This window comes from Alcaligenes aquatilis, assembly GCF_003076515.1.
GTDB classification, from domain to species: Bacteria; Pseudomonadota; Gammaproteobacteria; order Burkholderiales; family Burkholderiaceae_B; genus Alcaligenes; species Alcaligenes aquatilis.
Map to the genome: position 1 here is coordinate 3,360,565 of NZ_CP022390.1, position 16,455 is coordinate 3,377,019.

General features: G+C 52.3%; 15 protein-coding genes. 9 read left to right on the top strand and 6 right to left on the bottom strand.

Annotated features, from left to right (window positions below):
- Positions 1–10 precede the first annotated feature (10 nt).
- The 5 genes from CA948_RS15390 to CA948_RS15410 all read left to right on the top strand — a co-directional run bounded on the left by CA948_RS15390 (position 11) and on the right by CA948_RS15410 (position 8,095).
- Complete coding sequence (locus CA948_RS15390; RefSeq protein WP_108728462.1) at positions 11–766, top strand: ABC transporter ATP-binding protein; 756 nt, start codon at positions 11–13, stop codon at positions 764–766.
- On the top strand, positions 763–3,063 hold the full coding sequence (locus CA948_RS15395) for a glycosyltransferase (protein ID WP_108728463.1): 2,301 nt from the start codon (positions 763–765) through the stop codon (positions 3,061–3,063). Before CA948_RS15390 ends, CA948_RS15395 begins: the two co-directional genes overlap by 4 nt.
- A gap of 97 nt (positions 3,064–3,160) precedes the next feature.
- Positions 3,161–4,288, top strand: a complete 1,128-nt coding sequence (locus CA948_RS15400) for a class I SAM-dependent methyltransferase (protein ID WP_108728464.1) — start codon at positions 3,161–3,163, stop codon at positions 4,286–4,288.
- A gap of 5 nt (positions 4,289–4,293) precedes the next feature.
- The gene (locus tag CA948_RS15405; protein WP_108728465.1) at positions 4,294–6,342 is read left to right on the top strand and encodes a glycosyltransferase; all 2,049 of its coding nucleotides are present in this window, start codon (positions 4,294–4,296) and stop codon (positions 6,340–6,342) included.
- A gap of 76 nt (positions 6,343–6,418) precedes the next feature.
- Positions 6,419–8,095 carry an acyltransferase family protein gene (locus CA948_RS15410; RefSeq protein ID WP_108728466.1) on the top strand — a complete coding sequence of 559 codons (1,677 nt, stop codon included), beginning with the start codon at positions 6,419–6,421 and terminating at the stop codon, positions 8,093–8,095.
- Between the two features lie 95 nt (positions 8,096–8,190).
- Here the strand turns inward: CA948_RS15410 and CA948_RS15415 are convergent, their stop codons facing one another.
- The 3 genes from CA948_RS15415 to CA948_RS17870 form a co-directional block, all read right to left on the bottom strand.
- Positions 8,191–8,439 (bottom strand): hypothetical protein, encoded by a 249-nt coding sequence (locus CA948_RS15415; RefSeq protein ID WP_108728467.1) that lies wholly within the window; start codon positions 8,437–8,439, stop codon positions 8,191–8,193.
- A 27-nt stretch (positions 8,440–8,466) separates the two neighbouring features.
- Positions 8,467–8,688 carry a hypothetical protein gene (locus CA948_RS15420; protein ID WP_108728468.1) on the bottom strand — a complete coding sequence of 74 codons (222 nt, stop codon included), beginning with the start codon at positions 8,686–8,688 and terminating at the stop codon, positions 8,467–8,469.
- 90 nt (positions 8,689–8,778) lie between these two features.
- On the bottom strand, positions 8,779–8,913 hold the full coding sequence (locus CA948_RS17870; protein ID WP_275263379.1) for a hypothetical protein: 135 nt from the start codon (positions 8,911–8,913) through the stop codon (positions 8,779–8,781).
- 808 nt (positions 8,914–9,721) lie between these two features.
- Between CA948_RS17870 and CA948_RS15425 the strand changes: the two genes are divergently transcribed.
- The 4 genes from CA948_RS15425 (at position 9,722) to hpaI (ending at position 13,269) form a co-directional block, all read left to right on the top strand.
- Positions 9,722–10,735, top strand: a complete 1,014-nt coding sequence (locus CA948_RS15425; protein ID WP_108728469.1) for an ABC transporter substrate-binding protein — start codon at positions 9,722–9,724, stop codon at positions 10,733–10,735.
- The gene (locus CA948_RS15430; RefSeq protein ID WP_203226725.1) at positions 10,735–11,562 is read left to right on the top strand and encodes an ABC transporter permease; all 828 of its coding nucleotides are present in this window, start codon (positions 10,735–10,737) and stop codon (positions 11,560–11,562) included. Before CA948_RS15425 ends, CA948_RS15430 begins: the two co-directional genes overlap by 1 nt.
- A complete protein-coding gene (locus CA948_RS15435) occupies positions 11,538–12,281 on the top strand; it encodes an ABC transporter ATP-binding protein (protein WP_238988610.1) in 744 nt (247 codons plus the stop codon). The genes CA948_RS15430 and CA948_RS15435 overlap by 25 nt, the downstream gene beginning before the upstream one ends.
- 181 nt (positions 12,282–12,462) lie before the next feature.
- Complete coding sequence (hpaI, locus tag CA948_RS15440; protein ID WP_108728470.1) at positions 12,463–13,269, top strand: 4-hydroxy-2-oxoheptanedioate aldolase; 807 nt, start codon at positions 12,463–12,465, stop codon at positions 13,267–13,269.
- A gap of 106 nt (positions 13,270–13,375) precedes the next feature.
- On the opposite strand, the gene CA948_RS15445 is transcribed toward hpaI, so the two are convergent.
- The 3 genes from CA948_RS15445 to galE form a co-directional block, all read right to left on the bottom strand.
- Positions 13,376–14,263, bottom strand: coding sequence for a LysR family transcriptional regulator (locus tag CA948_RS15445; protein WP_108728471.1), 888 nt, complete (start codon positions 14,261–14,263; stop codon positions 13,376–13,378).
- 299 nt (positions 14,264–14,562) lie between these two features.
- Positions 14,563–15,324 (bottom strand): maleate cis-trans isomerase family protein, encoded by a 762-nt coding sequence (locus CA948_RS15450; protein ID WP_042486802.1) that lies wholly within the window; start codon positions 15,322–15,324, stop codon positions 14,563–14,565.
- Between the two features lie 123 nt (positions 15,325–15,447).
- The gene (gene galE, locus CA948_RS15455) at positions 15,448–16,455 is read right to left on the bottom strand and encodes a UDP-glucose 4-epimerase GalE (protein WP_108728472.1); all 1,008 of its coding nucleotides are present in this window, start codon (positions 16,453–16,455) and stop codon (positions 15,448–15,450) included.

Below are 16,455 nucleotides of genomic sequence, written 5' to 3' on the forward strand. Positions count from 1 at the left end.
GAGTAGCTGAATGTCTTATATCAAAGCACAGAATCTGGTTGTGGAGATGCCGGTCTACGAACTGAGCGGCCGTTCCATGAAAATGCGTATGCTTAACAAGCTGGCCTCGGGTCGGATCGGAGCGGGCGACAATGGCATCACGGTGGTACGAGCCCTGCAGGACGTCAGCTTCGAATTCGGTGATGGCGATCGGGTGGGGCTGATAGGATCGAACGGGTCGGGCAAGTCCACTTTGCTCCGTGTGCTCGCAGGTATCTATGAGCCTTCGGCCGGGCATCTAGAGGTTCAGGGCAAAGCGGTCGCTCTATTGGAAATGGGCTTGGGCATGGATGACTCCATGACAGGCTATCAGAATATCAAGTTGCGCGGCATGCTGCTGGGCATGTCGCCCGAAGAAGTCGAGGCCAAGACGGCCGAAATCGCCGAGTTCACCAGCTTAGGCGACTACCTGCATCTTCCCATTCGTGCCTACTCGTCGGGCATGCGCATCCGCCTGGCCTTTGCCATTTCTACGGCGGTTGAGGCCGAGTTGCTGCTACTGGACGAGGTTATCGGCGTTGGTGATGCCGCTTTTCTGGAAAAGGCTAACGCACGCTTGAAAGCGTTTCAGGACAAAGCCAATATTGTGTTTATTGCCTCTCATTCCGGAGCGGTGATTTCCGAGATGTGCAATAAAGTCATGTGGCTTGAAGGCGGTCATTTGAAGTTCATCGGAGATGTTGCTCAAGGACTTAAAGCATATTCGGATTACTTGGAGCAGAAATGAGCGTTGGCGTTGATTCGCCGGCTGCCGCATCATCTGTAACGGGCGATGTAGTGGTAAAGCCGCGCAAGATGGCTTTTGTTGTGGACATCCGTGGCTGGGCCTTCGATACGATTGCCCGTTCTATGCAAGCCAGGTTGACGCCCTTGATGGATACGTGCGAAATCATTTATTGGGAAGACTTCGACGATCCCAACGCGTTCGTCAAGCATGTGAATGGGCAAGAGCTGGACCTGGTGCACTTTTTTTTCCGGGAGCATCTGGATCTCATCCTGAAAACTGTTGCTGGGCAAAGTGACGCCTTTTTTGCGTTCTGCCGTCACGCCTTTACCACGCATATCCCCGACTACCTATATTCAAGCAGCCATGAGCTGGCGGCCCGTGCGACCTTATTTGATTTTGTCGACGGTTACTTCACGACTTGTCACGATTTATTTGATATTTATGCTCGTGACCCACTGATCCGTGATCCGGATGGCGTGATCTTCGATTGGCCCGACGTTGCGGCCCCGACAACCTTTCCTACGAAAGCAGGGGTGGGCAGATTGCGCGTCCTGTGGTCCGGAAACTCGAAGTGGGGGGAATATGCGGGTTTTGTTGATTACAAAGGTTTGGACTCCGTCATTCGTCCCGTGTTGAGGCAGGTGCAGGCTCGATATCCCGATGTGGAGTTTGTGTGTTTTGATTCGGCAGAGCAAAAGGTCTCACATGAAACGATCTTGTTGGAGCTGGAAAGGGCGGATGTTCTGCTGATTGCCTCTGAAAAAGAAGGAACGCCTCTGACCTTGATCGAGGCGATGTCCCGTGGTTGCGCTGTGGTGACAACGCCGGTAGGCATTGCTCCGGACGTGCTGCCTGAGATTCAACAACAATTGATTTGTGCTCGTAATGCGGATTCTTTTGCGCAGGCTCTGATAAGTTTGCGTGAACAGACCGAGCTGTTGAATCTCATCCAACAAAGTAATTGGCGGGCTTATCAAGAAGTTTTTGGCCCAGGCAGCCCCTTGTTAGGAAAATGGGCACAGTTTTTGAATTCAGCTTATGCGCGGCATCAAGAGCAGGGATTGGCGCGCAAGCAAGCTATTGCCAAGGCCGCGACGGGCAGTGCAGTTCGTCGACTGATCGTTACGGCCCTGAGGTCAGGGGTTCGGGTAGCCAAGCGTTTTGGACTTGTCGAGCGCTTGAACCGCTTGTCGCCGCACTTCGCCGGCTTTTATAACCGAGTCTTGCATGGTGGCATCCAGCAGGGTGTACCGGATTATGAACGTATTGGTTTGTCTTACCAAGAGCAGCTACAGGATTGGCCAGCGGATAAACCGTTGGTTGTGTATGCGCCAATGTGGAAAGGCGTGGCGGCCTCGACCGAGTCTTTGTTTGGGGAACAGGTATTGCGCTTTCCCTACTTTGACTCCGAGTTTCCTGAGCTGGAAAGCCATTCCTATCTGGATAAGCTGGCTGCTCTGCTGGCCGAGAAGCTCCGGGCGCCGTTAGTGTATAGCGGTGGATCGGTATTGCATTTGGCGTTGGCGCAGCGTCTGCATCAATTGAACCCCCAGATTCGTCAGTTCTTCATGTGGCATGGTTCGCCAGCGCAATGGGTGGATAAGGGGCAGGCGGCACATTTTCAGATGTGGCATACCGCTTATCGCAATGGGACGATTCAGGGAATGGTGACGGTCAAGCTGGGGCTGCACCTGGCGTTGGAGCGCATCGGCATTCGAGCTTGGGATATCTTCAATCCAGTGCCGGACTTGTCTGTTAGCCATCAGCAGAGTCAGGGCAGAGATCCTATCGTTCAGATCGGTCTCTTTTCGGCAATCAGCTCTTGGTATAAGAATCCGTACGTTCAATTGCTTGCTGTGGCTGGGCGGCCAGATGTTGTATTGAACACCAATCTGCATGAGGATGATGTACGACATATGAATCTGGGCATCAAGGCGATACGGCATTATCCCCACATGCCGCGCCCCAACTTCTTGCAGTTGATCGCTCAACAAGATTTGAATCTCTATGTCACCAACACGGAGTGTTCTCCCATGACTGCGCTAGAAAGCTGGGCATTGGGAGTGCCGTGCATTGTCGGTCCGGCTGGCGACGTGTATTCGGCTGTCTCAGAGCGGCTGGGGGAGTTGCTGGTTGAGCCAAAGGTGGATAATCCGACGGCGATTGCTGCGCGTATTGATCTGGTGTTGGCGCATCGAGATGAGATTGTGAGCCTTTTATCACAGCATCGGGCAAACTATAACGCTTTATTCCGACAGAAAATGGACGGTTTGCTGCAAGAGCTCTGCAATGCATGAGCTGTAGACTCTACCCATCTGTTAAATAACATGTTTCTTTCGAGGCTTAGGTTGGCTGAAGAAGACGACACGCATTCACTAACTTGAAAAATAAATTATGGAACGCTTAGATCTGTCTGCCCGTCCCGAGCATTCGACGCAGGAGTCGACGATTCATTTGGCGCGCTACGCCAGCATCCTGCCTTTCGTTAAAGATAAGGTGGTGCTCGATATTGCATGCGGCGAGGGCTATGGTTCGGCTTTGATGATGCGAGCAGGCGCCAAGCGGGTTGTGGGTGTTGATATCTCGGCCGAAGCTGTGGCTAAAAGTCAGAAAGTGTTCGCCGATTCCAAGGCTGAATACATTCAGGCAGATGTCACCCGTTTGGAAGAACTCTTCGAGCCTGGTACGTTCGATGTCGTGGTCTCGATTGAGACCATTGAACATGTCACAGATGATGAAACCTATTTGATCGCACTGAAGCGAGCGGCCAAACCAGACGCAGTGTTCTTGATCTCCTGCCCGAATGATCATTGGTACTATCCTCAGCCAGACCAAGCGAATCCTTTCCATCTGCGCAAGTACCGTCTTGAAGAGTTTCAAGCTGTTAGCACCAAGGTCCTGGGCAATAATGTGCATTGGGGAGTTGGCTCTGCTGTGTTCGGCTTTGGGACTGCTCCACTAGAGAAAAAAGAGTTCGAGCCTTTATATGATTCGTGGATGAAGGCAAATCAGGTTGGTGCATCGTTTGTCGTTGAAAACGACGAACTGGAGCCATTGGGTGCGCAAAACAGCAGTTATTTCATGGGGATCTGGAATGCACAGGGGTTTTCCTACGGGGCTGCTTATTTCGGCGTAGGAATGGATGCGTACGCCCGTATGTTTGATGCCTTGGCTTATGATTCTGTGAAAAGCCTGAAATTTGCTCTGAATGATGAAGTCAGCGAGAAGGACGCTTTAGCCCTGCGTTGTAAGGAGCTGGAGCAAGACCTAGATAAGATAGTTCAGGAGTTAGAGCAGGAGAATCGCGAGGTGCGCAACAAGACACTATTGTTGGCAGCGGTTCAGTCTGAGAACAAGCTCATCCGTGAAAACATCAATGGATTGTGGGACAAGATATGCCTTTTGGAAGGCACAGTCAGCGAGATGCAGACGGGGTATTGGCGCTATCGCCGTATTAGCGACAAAGTTCCCGAGTCACTGCGTCGTGCAGTGATCAAGTGCGTGCGTGCTTTCAAAAGGTAAGCTGGATGGACAACAAATTAAATCTGGTTGGGGGCCTGGCCGCGATTCCGTATGTATATGAGCCTAATCACCGCTTGCTTAACAAGGATCTGATTGGCAAGGGCGGCGCAAATATCGGACTTAACGGGGAAAATCTGACAATTACTTTTTTGTCGATGAATCGGGTGTCATTGTCAGAAAAGTTGATGCAATCGATTTGCTCCATGATCCCCGGATATAAGGGAAAAGTTCTGATCATTGATAATGGTTCAGAAAAAGAGGAGCTGAACAAGCTGCGCGCCATTTCAGAACAGCTTGATTTGGATATAAAAATTGTTGAGCTGGGCAAGAACTACGGCGTCAGTGGCGGACGCAACAGGACGATCGAGCACGTCGAGACCGAGTGGATCATGTTCTTGGACAATGATATCTACTTCGTTCGTAACCCGTTGCCGCGCATTCAAAGTGACCTCGAAGTATTGGGGTGCCACTTTATGAGCTTGCCTTTGCTCAATCCAGACGGCAAAACGCTGTTTGCCAAGGGCGGCAATATTTACGTCAGCTTTGATGACGAGCATGTTCACGTGGGTGCCGGCAGCGCGACGCCTCAAGTTGAAACAGCGGATTTTGATGGGCAAGGGTTTCTGTCCACCTTTTTGTTTGGCGGTGCGTGTGTCTTGAAGAAGCAGTCCTTCCTGAAAAAAGGGGGGTACGACGAAGCCATGTTTATTGGCTTTGAAGATATAGATTTTTCCATACGATTGTTTCAGGAAGGTGTCAAAGTCGGAGCCAGTGGTGCCGTTGCATTGGTCCATGATCACCCCAAGCCGGTTACGACGGAAGACGTTGCTTACGAACGAACCCGTTTTACAAGGGATATCCTGCATCAGGCCGCTTTGCACCTGCAACGCAAGCATGGCTTTCAGTTCTGGTCCACTGGGGTGGAGTTCTGGCTGGAGGACAAGCATCGCTCATTGGATATTTCAGCCGGAACTCATCTGGAGGGCAATGAGCAGGTTGCTGAGCCTGCTGTTGCACCCGGCTACGTTCTGGGCAAGCCCAAGATCGCATTGATCGTTGACTCGGACAACTGGGCATTTGCCAATATTGCCCGGCAAATCGTCAAGCACTTGGGGCACCGCTACGACTTTCAGATCATTCCGACGGAAGTGGTGGACAACATCGCCCAGATTTTGATCATGACCGCTGATTGTGCTGTTACCCACTTTTTCTGGCGTGAATATTTGAATCTTGTCCGACACGAGTTTGCCCAAGGTTATGCGCGCTTGCTAGGGTTTGCTCCTGGCGAGTTTATCGAGAAGTACGTTTATAACCGCGTCATCACAACATCGGTCTACGATCATCTGTTTTTAACAGACGATGAAATTCAAGCACGCATCCAGCTGTTCAATGATTTGTGCAAGGGATATACCGTCAGCTCTCAACGCCTGCTGGATATCTATAACGATATTGATGTTTATCCGGCGCCAGTTGAACTGGCGGAGGATGGCGTGGATTTGGGTTTGTTTGGACCTGTGAATCTTGAGCGCTTTGACTCCTTGGGTAAGCGTACTCTTGTTATCGGTTGGGCAGGGAACTCAAAGTGGGCGGCAGGGGCTGGCGAGGATTTCAAAGGGTTTCATTCAATTTTGAAGCCCGCTGTCGAGCAGCTTCAGCAGGAGGGCCTGGATATTCGTCTGGAGTTGGCCGATCGTCAACAAGGGTTTATCGCTCACAAGGACATGCCTGCCTATTACGCTAAATTGGATGTATATGTATGTCCATCGAAGATAGAAGGTACGCCAAACCCTGTACTCGAGGCCATGGCGTGTGGTGTGCCCGTTATAACGACGAATGTGGGCGTGGTTCCACAGGTATTAGGTGACGATCCATTTGCCTTGATACTGCCTGAACGCAGTGTAGAGGCTCTGAAAGAGCGCTTGCGGATATTTTATCGGGGTGGTGCGGCGGAAGCGCAGAGCATATCGCAGGATGGGTTGAAGAGAATCCAGGAATGGGATTGGTCCAAGAAAGTAAAAAGCTTTGAGCGTTTGTTTGAGCGTTTTATCGGTTAAGGTATTGACCATAAAGTCTATTTTTATAGATTTTTGTGATTCTATTTCTAAATCGGATTTCTCTTTTTAATTAGATATGACATCTCAGCGTTTTCCTTTTTTTGAGCGTTTTTTGTGGGCGCTTTTTATTGCGCTGCCGATTGCCTATCTTTTGACTATATTTTTGCTCCCTAGGCTTAGCGTGGTGGTGTACGGGGATGCGCCTATCCGGATTTCCGTGCAGGCTTTGGGAGAAAGTTCACCTAAGTCACAGTCTAAAGAGGTTTGGCTGGATACCCCTGTCGGCGTAACGCCTGAAAACGCTCCTGGATGGGATATTCGCGGCCCACAGATGGTGGCCTATCAAGAGCCTTTCACGCCTTTGGTGTTTGACTTGCCGGCGGCCTCCGAGGGCCTCACGTTCATAAGGCAGGGTTGGTCAGGCAAGGTTAAGATCAGTGCGGGTGATCAAGCCATGATTCTTGACCTATATAGTAAGAACGAGGCCAGGTTGACAGTTCGTCCACATGAGTTGATACTGCGAGCCCATTCTATTTATCTGCCCTTTGTTGCCAGTGTTTTTTTTGCTACTTTGCTGTTGGTCACTGTTGTTCTGCAGTTGATTTTGCGCCGCGATCGAATCCTTGAAGTGGTGGTGGATCGACCTATACACTCAAAGAATATGAAGTATGTTTCAAGATTGGACCATCTTCGTTTCTTGGCTGCTTCTATGGTGATTTTCTATCATACCTTTACCGATAATTTTGGTTTGGGGCACAGTACCTATAATCCTTTTATGGGATTGGTGGAGCAGGGGCATATGGGTGTGGGTCTTTTTATGGTTTTGAGTGGTTATTTGTTGACCAGCATCGCTTATGGTAAGCAGGTTAAGTATTTTGATTTTATAAAAAATAGAATTCTCAGAATTTATCCTCTTTATTTGCTTTGTGTCATAGTCATGTTGTGCGGGTGGCGGCTTGATTACACCTTTACACAGGCTTTAAGTTTATTTTTTCCCTTTGTAAATACACTGCAGGATGTGAAGTTACCGTTTTTCGGACATCTTTGGACGGTGGCGGTTGAGCTGCAGTTTTATCTGATATTCCCTTTTCTGGTGAGATTCCTGGAAGAGAAAGGTGTCGGTTTTGCATTGGCGCTACTGTCGGTGACTGTTTTTTTCAAAATTTTGTTGTGGAAGAGCATGGGCTCAGTGACTAATGTGTCCTACATCACTCTTTTGGGAAGAATCGATCAATTCATGGTCGGCATGCTGGTGGCGTATCTTGTTAAGCGTTTCATGGACAATAAGAAGATCTCCCCAGCCTGGCTATTGGCCTCGTTAGGGTGTGCTGCAGTGGTGATCAGTATTTTTGCCGGAAATGAAGGGCTGATTGGTATTGATCAATCCTGGTTCATGGCTCTGTGGCCAACTGTGGAAGCACTGATGTGGGCGTTTTTGATCGTTGCCTATGCACACGCCAATTTCCATATACCTGTGTCATTGGATCTTAGCTTAGCGCGGCTGGGACAATTGAGCTTTTCCATGTATTGCATGCATTACGTTATCATTCCCTTCACACGCGATCATTGGGCTACAGTTGGCTTAGCGTCAAACGATATGTTGGATGTGATTGTCCAGTCGGCTTTTTTGACTATCCCCTGTATTGTTTTATTTTCTATGCTTACATTTGGTGTGATTGAGAAGCCATTTCTGTCATTGAAATCCCGGTATGCAGGCGGTCAGCATACCCACAAGAAGCTCTTCCCCGCATGATACCGTTGATGCTTCTATCTGGTGTTATTTCCACCACTTAATCGTAGTAGTGAGTGCGCCAGGACCACACCGCCGACGCAACCAACCAGAACTGATTAATAGAAATTGCGGAAGGAAGGAGCGTTGGCTACTAGCAGGTAGGACAGCTGGTTGATAATGGCCGACAGGCTCAATGTTTTGTCGTGCAGGCGGAAGTAATTGTCATTGATGGACGTGCTGTAACTGGCCTGCAGTCGGTTCAGGCTTAGGCCAAGGATCAGAGGCTCTTGTTGTGTGATGGAAAGATGGGGCATGTCGTCCGCCAGGATGATAATGGAAGGATTGTCCTTGTGTGTTTGGAGCATGCTCGAATTGAACACTTGGACAGCGGCTTAGACGGCCACCATGACGATGGCGGAAATGACCAGCAGCGGCCAGGCCAGACGCCGAAAGCGTATATGGAAGAATAGGTAGAGCAGGGGAAAGATGGACAGGGCCGTATTGTAGCGATAGCGCACTGCAATAAGCGCGCAGATCCAGAAGATGCCCGCAGCGGCGTAATCTCGCTTCTGCAGCAGTGTCGCCGTCAGTCTCAGAAAATAGGTGGTGTCCATGTCCTTCCATATGAGGCTGCTGATGCCCAAGATGAAGGGCAGCCGCCCCAGCAAGCTGGCATGGTCGGGACCAATGAAATTGGTAAGCCGCTACAACCAGGCCATGAGTGCAGGATGCCAGTCGCTGTAGTTGTTGGCCTGCGCCAGTTGCGATAGCGAATCCGGCGTGCCAATGCCTGGATAGAAAACGGCTAGGTTCAGCACGGTGCTGCCCAACAGCATCATCGTCAAGTAACGGATGAGTTTTTGACTTAAAGACAACTGGGATTAGCGGTGCTGGAAGGTCAGGTTTCGATTTATGAGCTATGTTCCCAGCCCTGCGCTCAGAAACGAGACTGCGCGTCTCAGGTAACGACTCATGGCGTTTTTTAGCTCATACAGCACTGCATTGTCGATCAGAAAGCCTGCTGCGTCGGCGAATCTGGAAAAAACAGTTCCTTAAGCCTTGGCATCGCGCTTGGGTGTCCTGTGCAATGGAACGGCGAGAGAAGAGAAGCGTCGCTTTTACCGGCGCGCACGAGTCGGTGAGTCCAGCATTATCCCGGCCACGAACATCAACAGGCTAACAATGGCTGGGTCCGTGGCCAATATGGCCGTCGGGAGCCGGCGCACGACAGTGCTTTTACCCTTATTCTGTACTTGAAATACCGTAGCGCCGGCTAAGCGGGCTGCTTCCTGAGTCCTCCGATACGTGAGTTGTTGTCAAAAACATAAATGGAGATAGCCGGGAGGGCTCTCTGGAAGTCTTGTATGACAGTGGCGATTGCCGCCTCTTCGTTGTAGTAAGGGACAATCAGGGCGATGTGATGTTCGGAGCGCGGGGGCATGGCGACATGAGCAAGTGATTAAAAACACTGCATGGGATGACCTTTGGCACGCCTTGAATATTATTTCTATATGTAGGCGATCAATAAATATAGCGAGTGTTCCCTGCGACTAGCAAGGTTTGTTATTTCTTGAAGCTATAAACAAATAAAGATGCGTCTCCCCAACAGGTTTAAGCTTCAGTTTTCGCCTGTTTCACGAGATCTTTATGTTTTTCCGTTATTTAGCCCCCAGCCTTCTTGCTCTTTCCGTCTCCTTCTCCGCACAGGCTGCCGAGCAAGCGCTGGAGATTGGCTATTTGCCTATCATGCCTGCGGCTCAACTGTTCGTGGGCTTAGGGTCTGGCGACTTATTGCCGCAGGGACAACCGGAGCCCAAGCTGGTCCAGTTTCAAAGCGGTCCTGCGCTGACTCAAGCTCTGATCGCTGGTCAGTTGGACGTAGCCTATGTGGGGATTGGCCCCGCTTTGGTGGCCAGGGCTAAAGAGGCCGACGTCAAAGTGGTCGCCTCCAATATCGTGGAGCAGGTCAGTGTGGTGGCTATTGGCGATTTGGCTGCTTACCTGGATGCCGACAAGCCGGATTTTGCAGCGGCGGTAGCCAAGTTCACTCAGGAGAAGGGACACAAGCCCAAGGTTGCCAGTTACCCCAAAGGAGCGGTGCCAGAGGCTGCGTTGCAATATTGGCTGCGCAATATGCTGAAAGTCGACCCGGATGTGGTCGAGGTTATTTACCAAGGTGAGGCCCAGATTCAGCAGGCGCTCAGCAATCATGCTGTTGATGCCGCAGCCATCCTGGAGCCTACGGTCAGCCAGATTCTACAGCGTCAGCCTGATGCCAAAATCGTGGCCCACGGCAGTCAGTTGTTTCCCAATGAGCCTGGCTCGGTGCTGTTGGTGCGTGAGGGTTTGATCAAGTCCCATCCTGATCTGGTTCAGCACTTGGTAAATGCTCACCTGCGTGCCACGGCCATGCTGCGCGACGAACCTGCCAAGGCAACGCCTTATGTTCAGAAGTATGTAGGCGGTGGCCGCTTGCCTAAAGACATTGTGCAGGCCGCTATCGAGCGTTCGCGCGATCAATTCCAGCCAGACCCTCACAAGATTATTGACGGCACAGTTCAGCTGCAGGATTTCCAGGTTTCTTTAGGCACACTGGCGACCAAGCTGGATGATGTTCAAAGCCTGTTTGACGTTCGCTTTTATGAGAAGGCAGCACCGTAATGAGCGTTGCAAAACAAGCCAGTTTGCCCGCCGCGACACCAGCACCTGCGCTTGCCTGGGGTGATGCTTTGTGGCGTCGTGGTCTGGAGCGGGTTGTCTACGGGGTCGCCGGTTTGGCCTTGTTCATCGTGGTGTGGCGCCTGGCTTATGTCTATGGCTGGGCTCCGCGCGGCACCTTACCTGATCCCTTGAGTCTGCCCTCGGCCTTGTTCCAGGAGATTGAATCCGGTCGTCTCTGGCCTGCTGCTCAGTCCAGTCTGGTGCACTATTTCTGGGGCTTGGGCGTAGGCACTTTCTTGGGCATTGCGTTCGGGCTGGCGGCGGCAACTATTCATCGCTTTGATTTGCTGCAAGCTTATTTGGTTCGTTTGCTGCGTCCTATTCCGCCCTTGGCGTGGGTGGTGTTTGCCATTGCCTGGTTCAAGGTCAGCCATACTGGCGCAGCCTTTGTGATTGCAATCGGTGTGTTCTGGCTGAATTACTTTGCCACTTACAGTGCGGTGCGCTCGGTCGATCCTCGCTATTACGAGCTGGCTGCAGCTTTTGGGCATAACTCCTATTTTGCTCGTGCCTGGACGGTGGTTTTGCCAGCGATCAGCCCCGGCTTGTTAAGCGGTGTGCGTGCCGGTATTGGCCAGGCATGGATGACGCTGATTGCGGCTGAATTGCTGGGTGTGCCTGGCATGGGTCAGGAAATGAATGCCGCTGCAGGGGTGGGGGCTTACGATGCGGTTGTGGTCTACATGCTGATTATCTCGGTGGTCTACACCGTGTGCGACATGCTTTTTCTGGCTTTCAACAAATGGGTACTTCAGTGGCAGCCTTGATTCAGTTCCAGGGGTTTGGTTTTCAGTATCCCGGTGCGTCTGCTCCTGTAATCCGCGATGTGAATCTGGACGTTCAGGCAGGACACTTTGTGGCGATTGTGGGTGGCTCCGGTGTCGGCAAAAGCACTTTGTTACGCGCGGCTGCTGGTTTGAGTCGGCCCAGCTTTGGGCATTTGCGCTCCAATCTGCACGATAGCCCCGGTCGCCGAGCCAATGCTTTTGTCTTTCAGGACAGCCGTCTCTTGCCTTGGCGGCGTATTGCCTCGAATGTGGCGTATGGTCTGGAAGGTTTGGGCCTGTCGCGTGAAGAGCGCGATCAGCGCGTTGACGCAGCTTTGAATCAGGTAGGTTTGGTGCATTTGAAAGACCGTTGGCCGCATCAGCTCTCGGGTGGTCAGGTGCAGCGAGTCGGTATCGCCCGTGCCTTGGCGGTGCAGCCGGATTTGCTCTTGATGGACGAGCCTTTTTCTGCGGTCGATGCCCTGACCCGTCAAGCCTTGCAGGACGAACTGGTTCAGGTGTGGCAGCGCAGTTCGGCAGCGGTTCTGTTCGTGACGCACGATATTGATGAGGCTGTCTTTTTGGCCGATACTATTATCGTTCTGGGTGGCAGCCCGGCCGGTGTCAGCGCCCGGATAGAGGTAGACCTGCCGCGTCCGCGAGATCGGACGACTCCTCGATTTGGGGAATTGGTGAAAGAGGTCGGTCAGGCCTTGTAATCTCGTTAGCCAATGCAATAAGACATACGGCCCATGCAGTGGGCCGTTTCTTTTGCCTGTTCGTGTCTGAGGGCGATGCATGATGATGCCCTTGCTCAAAATAGTCAGCACTCATGTTCACTTCTGCTTTGTGCGCTTTACACTGCTTGTTTGACGCCTAAGCACATGACAAGGAGAGGACATGAAGCACCCGGTAAACGCATTCAAGCAGGCTTTGCGACAGGGCAGGTCCCAGATCGGTTTGTGGCATGGTTTGGCCAGCCCTTATGTGGCGGACCTCTGTGCTGGCCTGGGCTACGACTGGATTTTGCTGGATGGCGAGCATGTCCCCAATACGGTACAGACCTTGCTGGCGCAGTTGCAGGCGGTCTCGGCTCATCCCATCGCGCCGATTGTTCGCCCTAGTTGGAATGACCCCGTGCAGATCAAGCTGCTGCTGGATATGGGGGCTCAGAATCTGTTGATTCCCATGGTGCAAAACGCTGAACAGGCCAAAGCAGCTGTTGCTGCGACACGTTATCCTCCGCATGGTATTCGAGGAGTGGGGGCGGCCTTGGCGCGAGCTGCTCGCTGGGGGGCGACCACGGACTATGTAGCGCGAGCTAACCAGGAAATGTGCGTGATTTGCCAGGTGGAAACGCGTGAGGCGCTGGATAACCTGGACGACATCCTGGCGGTGGAGGGCGTGGACGGTGTGTTTATTGGCCCGGCAGATTTGGCAGCCAGCATGGGGTATTTGACTGAACCAGGACATCCAGAAGTCTTGTCAGCGATCGAGGATGCGATTGTGCGTATCAGCAAGGCGGGTAAGGCCCCCGGAATCTTGCAGGCGAATGTCGAGGCAGCGCATCACTATCTGTCCTTGGGGGCCTTGTTTGTGGCCGTAGGCGTGGATGCGGTGTTGTTGCGACAGGCGGCAACGGCTTTGCTGGCTCAGTTCAAGGATGAGGTAGCGGTGCCTGTGGCCCAGCCGGGTGCGGCGTATTGAGTAGCAACTGGCATGCCAAGAACCAAATGCCAAACGTCTTTGGCTTGGGAACCGCTTGGCATGCCTGCCTTGTAGTTGATTGTGGCTGTCGCAGCGAGGTTTGTCGTTAAGCAGCGCTTTCCAGTAGAAAACTCAGTAAGGTTTCGGCGCTGGGTTGCAGGTCACTGCGGCGGCGCACACCGATCAGAATTTCTCGCTGGCTCCATGCTTCGTCCAGTTCAATCACGCGCGTATTAGGGATCTGATAAATGCTGGCGCTCTTGCGCGGCAAGATGCCGATACCCATGCCTGCATTAATCAACAGACACATGGCGTCGTAGCCCGACACTTCGGTGCGAATGCGTACGGAGCGGTTGGCCTCCATGGCGATTTTGGTGATCTGGTAATGCAACTGCGTGCCGGTCAGCAGCGTGATTTGCTCATGCTCCAGCGTTTGCTCGAAGCGGATTTTCTCATGCTGAGCCAAGGGGTGTTGGATAGGCACCAGCACCACCAGTTTGTCACTGCGAAACGGGTAGGCTTCTATGTCGGCTGCGTAGGGCAGACGGGTAAACACGCCCAGGTCGGCTTTGCCTTCAGCAAGGGCCCGGATAATGTCCAGGCTGGTTTGTTCTTCCAGTTGCAGGGGGATAGCAGGGTGCAGGCGGCCAAACGCACCTAGCGGCTCGGCCAGAAACTGAGAGATAGCCGATGTGTTGGCCAGGATATGCACCAGGCCTTGTTGACCCTGTGAATAGGCTTGCAGACGTGTTTCGATCTCTTGCGCGCTATTGAGCAAGGCACGTGAACGGTACAGCAGTTCCAGGCCTGCTGCGGTCGGGCTGACGCCTTTGTTGGTGCGTAGCAGCAGTGTTGTATTCAGAGATTGTTCCAGATCCGCAATCCGGCGGCTGACTGCGGCAGCAGCAATATGCTCACGCTCTGCCGCTTGGCTGATCGTGCCTTCTTCCAGTATTCGGACAAACAGTTTGAGGGTCAGCAGGTCCAGTTTCATGCAGGCATCATATCGTTTTTTTTTGCTTGTCTGCACATGAGGTCACTGTGACAGCGTAGAGAATCATCGCCCTAGGCTATATCTATATGGCTACTTCGCGTCTACATCTATGCCCATATGGATGTCGTGGCAAAGGGTGTTATCAGCCTGTATCGATAACGAACAGCCATTTGTGGTTTGGCATTTGTTTATGATTCGACATAACTGCATTTTTTACCGCACGCTTTGATGACGTCTAAGCATAAAAAAGCCCTGCCAACGCAAGGTTGGCAGGGCTGTGTACTGCTAAGCCGGTTTGATTAGGCTTGTGGCTTGGCACCCGACAGGATGTGGCCAGCGTTAGGAACGCGGGTTTCCAGACCCAGGGTCTTGAGCATTTGGTACACGGTGCAAACAGCAGCAGACAGAACGGGTTTGCCGATCTGGTCTTGAGCGCGCTGGATAGCAGGCAGGGAAGGCATCTGTACGCAAGCGGACAGAATGACTGCGTCCACGCCGTCGTGGTTCAGGCGCTTGACGTGCTCCAGCAGGTTTTCCGGGTTCAACAGACCCACTTCCAGGTTGTCCGACACTTCCAGGCTAATGGAGTCCTGAACTTCGATGCCTTCAGCTTCGATGTAGTCGGCCACGCGCTTGGTCAGCGGTTTCATGTAAGGGGTGATGATGGAGACTTTCTTGTAGCCGAATTCTTTCAGCGTATCGACCAGGGCACCGGCCGAGCTCAGCACAGGAATTTCCACGCCGTTTTCTTTAACGGTGTTTTGCAGACGGGCTTGCGAGACGCGGTGGTAGCCGTCGCCTTGGGCCATGATGGCAACCAGGCAAGCGTAGGCCATCACGCTCATGCGGGCGTCGCTCAGTTCAACGGCGCAGCGGTCGCTGGCGATATCCATGGCTTTCAGCTCTTCGGGGTTCACGTGCATCATGCGCATGCGCGAGGAGTGGAAGGTGAAACGCTCTTCAGGAAACTCAGCGTAACGAGCCTGCAACATGGCAGGAATCTCGGTTTCCATGGTGGTGTTGGAGCTGGGAACGATCTGGCCGATGCGGTAGGTTTTCATAAGAATCTGTCTCTGAAGGTGGTTTTTAGATTGACGCCTTCATTCTAGGACCCGTTTTCTTCCTTGCAAATCAATCATCTGTCAACGTGCCATCGCCAACGGCGATGGCAGGAGTGGCAGAGATCAGGACTGGCCGGATTGCCAGCGCCAAGCATCGTCGCACATTTCCTGGATTCCTTTTTTTGCTTCCCAACCCAGGGTTTCGCGGGCTTTTTGGGTATCGGCCCAGCATGCAGCAATGTCGCCAGGACGTCGGGGGACGAGCGAATAGGGGATAGAGCGTCCACAGCTGCGGGCGAAGGCGGCGATCATCTCAAGTACTGAATAGCCTTGGCCTGTACCCAAGTTGACAGTCAGCAGTTCGCTGTCCTTGGCTTCTAGGTATTCCAGGGCGGCAACATGGCCTTTGGCCAGGTCAGTGACATGGATGTAGTCCCGTACACCCGTGCCGTCAGCTGTGTCGTAGTCGTGGCCGAACACTTGTACTTGTTCACGTTGCCCAGTCGCAACCTGAGCGATGTAGGGCATCAGATTATTGGGAATGCCTTGGGGGGCTTCACCAATCAGTCCGGACTCGTGGGCACCTACCGGATTGAAGTAACGTAGCAAGCCAATCCGCCAGCCCGCTTCGCTTTGATAGAGATTACCCATTGCTTGTTCCAGTACTAGCTTGGTGTGGCCATACGTATTGGTGGCAGATAGCGGATGTGTTTCTGGAATAGGCAACTGCTGAGGGTCACCGTAGACCGTGGCAGAGGACGAAAACACGAGGTTGCGCACATGGGCTTGCTGCATGGCTTGCAATAGAGTCAGCGTGCCGGTGATGTTGTTATCGTAGTACTTGAGCGGTTGGGCGACTGACTCGCCCACTGCTTTCAAACCTGCAAAATGGATAACTGCTGCAATCTTGTGTTGCTGAAAAATCGTGTCCAGCAAGGTTCGATCCCGAATATCGCCTTCGATGAAACCGGCTTGAGTACCCGTGATTTTCTCGATGGCATCCAAGACACTTTTTTGGCTATTGCTCAAGTTGTCTAAGATCAGAACCTGATAACCGTGTGCAATCAACTCCACACAGGTGTGAGAGCCGATAAAGCCGGTACCGCCAGTGACAAGAATGGTTTTGACCAT

Coding starts and splice junctions, on each gene's coding strand:
- CA948_RS15390 (WP_108728462.1), top strand. CDS start 11: ATGTCTTATATCAAAGCACAGAATCTGGTTGTGGAGATGCCGGTCTAC.
- CA948_RS15395 (WP_108728463.1), top strand. CDS start 763: ATGAGCGTTGGCGTTGATTCGCCGGCTGCCGCATCATCTGTAACGGGC.
- CA948_RS15400 (WP_108728464.1), top strand. CDS start 3,161: ATGGAACGCTTAGATCTGTCTGCCCGTCCCGAGCATTCGACGCAGGAG.
- CA948_RS15405 (WP_108728465.1), top strand. CDS start 4,294: ATGGACAACAAATTAAATCTGGTTGGGGGCCTGGCCGCGATTCCGTAT.
- CA948_RS15410 (WP_108728466.1), top strand. CDS start 6,419: ATGACATCTCAGCGTTTTCCTTTTTTTGAGCGTTTTTTGTGGGCGCTT.
- CA948_RS15415 (WP_108728467.1), bottom strand. CDS start 8,439: ATGCTCCAAACACACAAGGACAATCCTTCCATTATCATCCTGGCGGAC.
- CA948_RS15420 (WP_108728468.1), bottom strand. CDS start 8,688: ATGGACACCACCTATTTTCTGAGACTGACGGCGACACTGCTGCAGAAG.
- CA948_RS17870 (WP_275263379.1), bottom strand. CDS start 8,913: ATGATGCTGTTGGGCAGCACCGTGCTGAACCTAGCCGTTTTCTATCCA.
- CA948_RS15425 (WP_108728469.1), top strand. CDS start 9,722: ATGTTTTTCCGTTATTTAGCCCCCAGCCTTCTTGCTCTTTCCGTCTCC.
- CA948_RS15430 (WP_203226725.1), top strand. CDS start 10,735: ATGAGCGTTGCAAAACAAGCCAGTTTGCCCGCCGCGACACCAGCACCT.
- CA948_RS15435 (WP_238988610.1), top strand. CDS start 11,538: ATGGGTACTTCAGTGGCAGCCTTGATTCAGTTCCAGGGGTTTGGTTTT.
- hpaI (WP_108728470.1), top strand. CDS start 12,463: ATGAAGCACCCGGTAAACGCATTCAAGCAGGCTTTGCGACAGGGCAGG.
- CA948_RS15445 (WP_108728471.1), bottom strand. CDS start 14,263: ATGAAACTGGACCTGCTGACCCTCAAACTGTTTGTCCGAATACTGGAA.
- CA948_RS15450 (WP_042486802.1), bottom strand. CDS start 15,324: ATGAAAACCTACCGCATCGGCCAGATCGTTCCCAGCTCCAACACCACC.
- galE (WP_108728472.1), bottom strand. CDS start 16,455: ATGGTCAAAACCATTCTTGTCACTGGCGGTACCGGCTTTATCGGCTCT.